This window comes from Prevotella sp. AM23-5, from assembly GCF_003473645.1.
In the GTDB taxonomy this organism is placed as follows: domain Bacteria; phylum Bacteroidota; class Bacteroidia; order Bacteroidales; family Bacteroidaceae; genus Prevotella; species Prevotella copri_A.
This window is the reverse complement of the sequence record NZ_QUCG01000093.1, coordinates 1-9,254: the sequence shown is the minus strand read 5'-3', so window position 1 is coordinate 9,254 and position 9,254 is coordinate 1. Positions and strand designations below refer to the sequence as shown.

The following is a 9,254-nucleotide window of genomic DNA, read 5'->3' as shown; positions in this document are numbered from 1 at the left end:
TATCTCAAATTTTAACGAACTATTGTATATGGCTCGTGTCAACTATATGTTTGCTGACAGATACATCGCTACCGTCAATGTTCGTACCGATGGTTCTTCCAAGTTGGGTGATGGTCAGAAGTGGGGCTGGTTCCCTTCTGCTTCCTTAGCCTGGGTAATCAGCAACGAGCCTTGGATGAAGAAAATCAAGCAGATAGATAATTTCAAGATCCGTGCAGGATATGGTGTGACCGGTAATCAGGATGCTATCGATCCTTATACCTCTCTCGCTCTGATGGAACCTAATGGTGTAACTACCGTCAACGGCGCAACAAGTACTACGTTTGCGGTTACTTCCAACAGCAACCCTGATCTGAAGTGGGAGGTAAAGAAGACGTTTGATGCCGGTTTCGACCTGTCGATGTTCAAGCAGCGTCTCAATGTAACCTTCGACTGGTATACTTCTGAGACATCAGATATGCTTTATACCTATACCGTGCCGGTACCTCCTTTCACTTACGACCGTCTGTTGGCCAATATGGGTACCATGACTAATATGGGATTCGAACTGGCTGTTCGTGGTGACATCATCAAGACGAAGGACTTCACCTTCAATTCCGGTCTGAATTTCTCTTATCAGAAGAATAAGCTGAAGAAGTTGAGCGGTACCTACAAGGGACAGCCTATGACAACGAGCGAGCATATTTCTGTTGCTACGGTAGGTGCAGCTGGTCTGGTACATAATAATGGTGTAACCTATCTGATAGAGGGACAGCCTGTAGGTGTATTCTATCTGCCTCACTGCACAGGTATTGATGAGAACGGACAGTATATCATCGAAGACCTTGATGATAATGGTACCATTGATACGGGTGACAGTGGCGACCGCAAGGTATGCGGACAGGCCATTCCTAAGTACTTCCTCGGTTGGGATATGAGCTTCAAGTACAAGAACTGGGATCTGAGCATGCAGTTTAATGGTGCGTTCGGTCATAAGATTTACAATGCTACATCCATGACCTTGAACAATATGAGTAATTTCCCAACCTATAATATTCTGAGCGGTGCACAGCATCTCAATAATGGCAAGGGAATCCATGATGTTCAGATTTCTGACTACTGGTTGGAAAAGGGTGACTATATGAACTTCGAGTACGCTTCTCTGGGCTATACCTTTACCAAGGATATGCTCAAGTGGAAGTTCATCAACAACATTCACCTGTCATTGTCAGTCAACAATATCTGTACCCTCACTGGTTACAAGGGCTTGACTCCAATGATCAACTCAGCAACCATCAGTGGTGACAATCTGGGTATCGACGATAAGAACATCTATCCTCTGAGCCGTACTTATACTTTGTCGCTCTCTGTGAATTTCTAAATGTTTTCACATAGAATAGATTTCAAGTTCTAATTAAGAATTACATTATTAATATATAAAGGATTACAGTTATGAAACAATATATTATAGGTTCGATGCTTCTTTCATCGATATTACTGGCTAGTTGCTCACTGGATGAGACTCCACGAAGCAAGTTTTCTGAGGAGGAGGCTTTCAGTACCCCTAAGCTGGTATATGTAAACACAGTGGCTAATGTTTATTCTTCCATCGGCAATGGATTGTATGGAAGCGATGGTGGCTCGGTACATACCTTTCAGGAGTTCTCTTCTGATGCCAGTATGATTCCTGGTCGCCAAGGTGACTGGGTGGATGGTGGTGCCTGGCAGAACATTTTCCTCCACAACTTTGAGTCGTCTGTAAGCAAGTATAACGATGTGTGGAACAACCTGTATCGTGTCATCGGTCTTGCCAATTCTTCTATCGACCGACTCAACAAGTACCTGGGTGAGCATCCGGAGTATGCTGAATATGTATATGAATTGAGAGCCCTTCGTGCTGTCTATTATTACTATGTGATGGATCTCTTCGGACAGGTGCCATTGGTTGTTTCTTCTCAGGTGAGTGCTAACGAGGTGAATCAGTCCAACCGCTCTGATGTCTTCAAGTTTGTCACTTCAGAATTGGCTGAATGTATTCCTCATCTTTCAGACAGTAAGAGCCAGAACGAGGGTGAATATTATGGCCGTATCACTAAGGCTGTGGCATATATGTGTATGGCTAAGTGTGCCATCAATGCACCGGTCTATACCATCGATGATACCACTCCAACCAGCTATAGTGCCTTTGTCGGTACAGACAAGAGCGGCAAGGCTACTGCCAGCGAGGAGCAGGGAAAGACTGTTTCGGAAATGGGTAAAAAAATTAACATCACTTTGGATGGTGAAACTCGCAATGCTTGGGAAACAGCAGCCTATTGTGCTGATCAGATTGCCAGCTTGGGTTACCGCCTGCAGCCTAGCTATGCAGATAACTTCATCGTAGCCAACCAGAATTCCGTGGAGAATATTTGGACCCGTCCGAACGACTGCGTCAACTATAAGATAGAGGATTACAACATCGTGCGCACCCTGCATTATAACCATGGCGGTGCCATCGGTTATCAGGGCTGGAATGGAGCCTGCTCTTCCAAGCAGCAGATGCTGGTATATGGCTATGGAACGGCTAATCCAGACCCTCGTCTGAAACTCAACTTCTATACCGACAAGGATTATATGGAGGAGACAGGAAAAGCTGTAGAGGATGGTGCTACAGATAAGCCGCTGGAGTATATGCCATTGGCTGTAAAGGTGGATTTCACTGCTGCCGATGACCCTCATGCCATGAAGTGTGCCGGTGCCAGAATGAAGAAGTATGAGTTTGATAAGTCCACTACCCAGCAGTATAGTTTCAACAACGACCTGGTAATCTGGCGTTATGCTGATGCCCTGCTCCTGAAGGCCGAGGCTGAGTATCGTATGGGTAACAAGGATGAGGCGCTCACGATAGTGAATGAGGTTCGTGCCCGTGTTGCTGCTACACCTCGTACAGAACTTACGCTCAATGACATTCTGGATGAACGTATGCTGGAACTGGCTTGGGAGGGAGTACGACGCCCAGACCAGATCAGATTCTGTACCTTTACAGAGCCTACTGCTGACCGCTTCAAGGGTGTGACCCACAATGCTTCTGCAGGTGATTACAATGATGATACGCAGGGCTATACCATGGTTTATCCTATCCCTTATGCCGTGCTCAACTTGAACAAGAAACTCGATCAGAATCCTGGTTATACCAAGTAAGGGGTAGCTCCAATGAGGAAACTTTCCTCATTGGAGCATACCAGGGAGAATGGTAATTTTATATTGAATATTACAAACTAAAAAAGGAAATAATATGAAAAAACTCTTTTTGCTCGCAAGCCTTCTGATGGCTTTTGGCATCTCGGCAGATGCTGGAGACATTACTTCTCCTAACGGACAAATCAAGGTGAACTTCACTTTGGATGGCACTGTGCCTACCTATAGTGTGACCTATCAGGGTAAGACCATCATCAAGCCTAGCCGTCTGGGTTATCAGCTCGCCAAGGGCGGTAAGGATGGTAAGGACCTGCTTGCCGATTTTAGTGTTATCGATGAGAAAACTTCTACTTTCGATGAGACTTGGACTCCTGTTTGGGGAGAGAACAAGTCTATCCGCAATCATTATAATGATATGCTGGTAGAGTTGAAGCAGAATTCCACCGACAGTTATATGAACGTCCGTTTCCGTGTCTATGATGATGGAGTAGGATTACGCTATGAGTTCCCTCAGAAAGGCAGTCTCAACTACTTTACCATCAAGGAAGAGCGTACTGAGTTTGCCATGACGGGCGATCATACCGCCTGGTGGATTCCTGGTGATTACGATACCCAGGAATATGAATACACCAAGACCCGCCTGTCGGGCATCCGTCCAGCCTTGCATGCTGCTGTCAGCAGCAATCTCTCACAGACAGTCTTTTCTGATACCGGTGTACAGACCTCGCTCCAGTTGAAGACTGATGATGGTATCTACATCAATCTGCATGAGGCTGCTCTGGTGGATTATCCAGCCATGCACCTGAATCTGGATGACAAGACCATGACCTTTACCTCTTGGCTTACTCCAGATGCACAGGGAATGAAGGGATATGTGCAGACTCCGTTCAAGAGCCCTTGGCGTACGATGGTCATTACAGATGATGCCCGCAAGGTTCTGTCTTCCAATCTGATTCTCAATCTCAATGAGCCTTGCAAGATCAAGGATACCTCCTGGATTCATCCTGTAAAGTATGTAGGTGTATGGTGGGAGATGATTTCAGGTAAGGGAGAGTGGGCTTATACCCATGATTATCCTACCGTGAAGTTGGATGGAACCGACTATGTACATGCCAAGCCATCGGGCAAACATTCTGCCAACAATGCCAATGTACGCCGTTACATCGACTTTGCTGCAGCCCATGGTTTCGATGCAGTCCTGGTAGAAGGATGGAACATCGGTTGGGAAGACTGGAGTGGTTATATGAAGGAAAAGGTATTCGATTTCCTGACTCCATATCCTGATTTCGACATCAAGGCACTCAATGAGTATGCACATTCCAAGGGAGTGAAGCTCATCATGCATCATGAGACCTCTTCTTCTGTGATGAACTATGAGAAGTATATGGACAGAGCTTACCAGTTGATGAAGGATTATGGCTACGATGCTGTGAAGAGCGGTTATGTGGGCAACATCATTCCTCGTGGCGAGCATCACTACAGTCAGTTGGAAATCAATCACTATCAGCATGCCGTAACCCGTGCTGCTGATTATCACATCATGGTAAATGCCCATGAGGCTGTGCGTCCTACCGGTCTCTGCCGCACTTATCCTAACCTGATTGGCAACGAGAGTGCTCGCGGTACAGAATATCAGGCTTTCGGAGGAACCAAACCGGGACATACCGCCATCTTGCCTTTCACCCGTCTGCAGGGTGGTCCGATGGATTATACCCCTGGTATCTTTGAGATGGATTGCGCCAATGGTTCACATTGCAACTCTACCATCTGCGGTCAGTTGGCACTTTATGTTACCATGTATAGTCCATTGCAGATGGCTGCTGATTTCCCTGAGAATTACGAGAAGCACATGGATGCCTTCCAGTTTATCAAGGATGTGGCCGTAGATTGGGACAAGTCTATCTATCTGGAGGCTGAACCAATGGAGTATATCACCGCTGCCCGCAAGGCAAAGGGTTCTGATAACTGGTTTGTCGGTGGTGTTACGGGCATGAAGGCTCATCAATCTACCGTAAAGCTCGATTTCCTCGACAAGGGAAAGAAGTATGTGGCTACCATCTATCAGGATGCAAAGAATGCCAACTACAAGACCAATCCGCAGGCTTATGTCATCACCAAGAAGACTGTGACCAGCAAGTCTGTCTTGAAATTGAACTCTGTTGCAGGTGGCGGATTTGCAATTAGCATTCTTGCACAATAAAATGCAGGATTTTGAGTTATTATGAAAGAAAGTTTTCTTGAATTAATAATTATGCTCATGAAAAGAATGAATAAAATGTTGTTGGTTGCTGCTTTGGCGGCAACCACACTTTCTGTTCAGGCAGAACAGAAGAAGGGACCGGCTTGGTTGAGTGATGCACTTTTCTATCAGATTTATCCATCTTCCTATATGGATACTGATGGCAACGGTATTGGCGACCTGCCGGGTATCACTTCCAAGTTGGATTACATCAAGTCTCTGGGTGTGAACGCCCTCTGGCTCAATCCAATCTTTGAGTCGGGATGGTTTGATGGTGGCTATGATGTCATCGATTTCTACAAGGTGGATCCTCGATTCGGTACCAATACCGATTTGGTTACTTTGGTCAATGAGGCCCATAAGCGTGGCATCAAGGTTTGTCTCGACCTGGTGGCAGGACATTCCAGCACCAAGTGTGCCTGGTTCAAGGAGTCTTCCGAGAAAGATCCTAACCAGCGTTACAGCGACTATTATATCTGGATGAATGATATCCCTGAGAGTGAGAAGAAAGAAATAGAAGCCCGTCATCAGGAGGCAAGTCCGGAGTCTAGTACCCGAGGCAGATATGTGGAGGCTAATGCTCCTCGTGCCAAGTATTATGAGAAGAATTTCTTCGAGTGCCAGCCTGCCTTGAACTATGGTTTTGCTCATCCAGATCCAAATCATCCTTGGGAGCAGGGCGTAGATGCTCCAGGACCACAGGCTGTCCGTAGGGAAATACGTAACATTATGGCTTTCTGGTTTGATAAGGGTGTGGATGGCTTCCGTGTAGATATGGCATCATCGCTTATCAAGAACGACCCCGACAAGAAGGAGGTTTCCAAACTCTGGAATGAGATGCGTGCCTGGAAGGACAAGTACTATCCTGAGACCGTCCTGATTTCAGAGTGGGCTAATCCGCAGCAAGCCATTCCTGCCGGCTTCAACATCGATTTCTACATCCATTTCGGTCTTAAGGGCTATGCCTCTCTGTTCTTCGACCGCAAGACTCCATGGGGTAAATGGGAGCAGAGCTATAAGAACTGCTATTTCGACAAGCAGGGCAAGGGTTCGCTTAAGGAATTTAGCGAGAACTATACCAAGGCTTTCAATGCCACCAAGAATCTCGGCTACATCGCTGTTCCATCTGCCAACCACGATTACCAGCGTCCTAACATCGGTACCCGCAACACGCCTGACCAGTTGAAGGTGGCGATGACCTTCTTCCTCACCATGCCAGGTATTCCGTTTATCTATTATGGTGATGAGATTGGTATGAAGTTTCAGATGAATCTCCCTAACAAGGAGGGTAGCAATGAGCGCTCTGGTACCCGCACTCCGATGCAGTGGACCAAGGGCAAGAATGCCGGATTCTCTACGAGTGCACCCGATAAGCTCTACTTCCCTGTAGATACGGAAAACGGAAAGTTGACCGTTGAAGCTCAGCAGGGAGATCAGAATTCTCTGTTGTCATATACCCGTAAGCTGACCGCTTTGCGTCATTCAGCCAAGGCTCTTGACAATGAGGGAGATTGGAAGCTCCTGAACCGGAAGGGTCAGGAATATCCGATGGTATATGAGCGCACTTTGGGTGATGAGAAGTATGTTGTTGTCGTGAATCCTGGTGCCAAGGCAGCCTCTCTCAATATCAGCTCTGTAGGTGGCAAGGCTGTTTCTGTTCTTTCCACAGGAAAGGTTGTGTATAAATCAGGAAGAAAGACTGATGTGATTAAAGCTTCAGGCATAAGTGCCGCCATATTCAAGGTGGAAAGATAGAGCTCTATCTTCTATGGGAGTGCTTTCTCCTGCCATCGCCTAGAACAAACTGAACAGGAAGCCTCGAAAGAAGCTGAAGAAGGGAGTATCACTGCTGTTCTGCTGTTGGTGGTAATTTTATAAAAACAGAAATGCGTCCGTATTGTGCGGGCGCATTTTTGTTTTACGGTCACGAATCATCTTCATCATGCAGCTTTTACTACACGTCGTTAACCTTCTAATACGATGATAGTCTCCTTGCCAAGATACCTTTCTATCTTGTCGATGTATGATAAACGAATGATAGTTGCCATATTTTTATCTTTTATAATGGATATAAATCGGAAATATTTTATTTTTATTTTCTATAAAATACAAAAAAGGAGTTCCCTATGCAATATAGTTTTAGATAATCCGTTATCTAACAATCCGCAAAAACGAAAATGCTGATAATCTTTGTTGATGTAGTAAGATTTGAAGCAAAAAGTGTAACATCAAAACGATTAATTATGAGAAGAATTGCATTTTATCCAGTAGGAGGCGAGCGTGTTAGTCTACCAGAGAGGCATATCAAGGCTTATGTAGACGATTATTGTTACGAGTTTGGACAGACGGATACAGACACAAAGTTGATGCATCTGCTTTATGTTGCCGACAAGGGCTTTGATATCTTATCGCATATTCGTGAGTTTTTAGACAATCATCCTGAGATTGCCCAAGATAGTATCAAGCAAACATTGGCGTATTTCGTTTCGCATCTTAGATACTCTGAAGGCGATAGATATGTAGATGACCAGTTTGCAATGGCTAATTATCTTAAAGAAACGCTTAGCTTAGAGAAAGTGTTGGATCTTCTCATGATGGAGATTAGATTGAGATTCTCTTATACAGAAGACGATAAGTCTGTAAATTTTACGCAGAAATATCTTAGATGGGATAGTTTGGCTTCGTTGAAAAAGTCTTTGACAAGTGAAGATCTACTCAAACGAATTGTCAATCCGTCAGGATTTTACTGCGTTTCAGAATCAGATATTGTTAAAGAAAATCTTTGGCCTAAGCTACAAGAGGATTATATGCGCTCTCATTGGTATAATGAGGATATAAAGATAGTCTATCCAAATCCTTATGAAGAACAGGTAATAAATGAGTTCAACCGAAATGTAAAGGAAGATTATAAGTATGTCCTTGGTGCTCCTGCTGAGCCATGGAGAGGTAACCCTCTCAAGGCGAAAGTCGTTATTCTTAGCCTAAATCCAGGATTTAAGTTAGGTGTGAATGATAATGTGCAATATGAAAGATATTGGGCACCTTTAGAGGATGCTATGGCGGAGTTGATCAATACGCTGTCATTTCAAGTGAGAGGATTGCTCACCCCACAGGAATCTTATGTTAAGAGTCATGAAGAGTTCAAGGAAAAATATAGCATGGAGGGTTCCCAAGTCCTTTGTGGCGATGCATTGAATGAAATCGGTGACTATTATTGGTATAACAATATTAATCGCCTCAATATAAATCATCAGAAAGAATATGAGTTTTTCCGAAACTTTGCAATAGTTCAGTATTGTGCTTACACTTCTGTTTCTTTTAAGGATTTTCCAAGGGGTGTTGTGTTGCCATCTCAGGAATTAACGAAGAAACTAATTAGATATTTGGCTTATGAAAGAGAAGATGTGGTGTTTGTTATTATGCGAAGTGCAGCAAAATGGAAGGAATTATTAGATGCTGATGTATGGGAAAAAATGCAATCACGTCTTATCGTTAATAAGAACATGAGTCAGTCTTTGTCTGAGAATAATCTTGGTAAAAAGAACTTCAATATGCTCATAGAGTATTTGAAATAACTGAAGAAAGGGTACGAGGGTATCTTAGGTTACTTTTTTAAGTATCTTAAGATACATGGCAAAGTATCTTAAGATAGTTAACGATGTATCGGGAATATACCCTCACCATTCGCCCCAGCCGTGATTTCCTTCAGGAACTGTTATGGCATGGCAGAAATATCATTGTGCTGAAACCTGAGAACTTGAGGCAGGAGATGATTGGTATCTTAAAGGATATGACGAAGAGTTATGAGACGGGCGAATGCCTGAATGGGGGAGAGTGTAAACTAAACTGTGTCAAGCTA

Annotated in this window: 5 protein-coding genes and 1 pseudogene; all 6 read left to right on the top strand. The window is 44.3% G+C overall.

The genetic code is table 11. The features are described from left to right. Positions 1-1,360, top strand: a 1,360-nt coding sequence (locus DW657_RS15370; RefSeq protein ID WP_118313316.1) for a TonB-dependent receptor domain-containing protein, incomplete at its 5' end; no start/stop codon positions are given. Between the two features lie 71 nt (positions 1,361-1,431). Next, positions 1,432-3,159: a RagB/SusD family nutrient uptake outer membrane protein gene (locus DW657_RS15365; protein WP_118313314.1), complete on the top strand. Its 1,728-nt coding sequence runs from the start codon at positions 1,432-1,434 to the stop codon at positions 3,157-3,159. Between the two features lie 94 nt (positions 3,160-3,253). After that, the gene (locus DW657_RS15360; protein WP_118313313.1) at positions 3,254-5,356 is read left to right on the top strand and encodes a glycoside hydrolase family 97 protein; all 2,103 of its coding nucleotides are present in this window, start codon (positions 3,254-3,256) and stop codon (positions 5,354-5,356) included. A gap of 66 nt (positions 5,357-5,422) precedes the next feature. Beyond that, positions 5,423-7,150, top strand: coding sequence for an alpha-amylase family glycosyl hydrolase (locus DW657_RS15355; RefSeq protein ID WP_118313315.1), 1,728 nt, complete (start codon positions 5,423-5,425; stop codon positions 7,148-7,150). A gap of 488 nt (positions 7,151-7,638) precedes the next feature. After that, the gene (locus DW657_RS15350) at positions 7,639-8,970 is read left to right on the top strand and encodes a hypothetical protein (protein ID WP_118313312.1); all 1,332 of its coding nucleotides are present in this window, start codon (positions 7,639-7,641) and stop codon (positions 8,968-8,970) included. Between the two features lie 83 nt (positions 8,971-9,053). After that, positions 9,054-9,254, top strand: a pseudogene (locus DW657_RS15345) (WYL domain-containing protein); the annotation flags it as partial.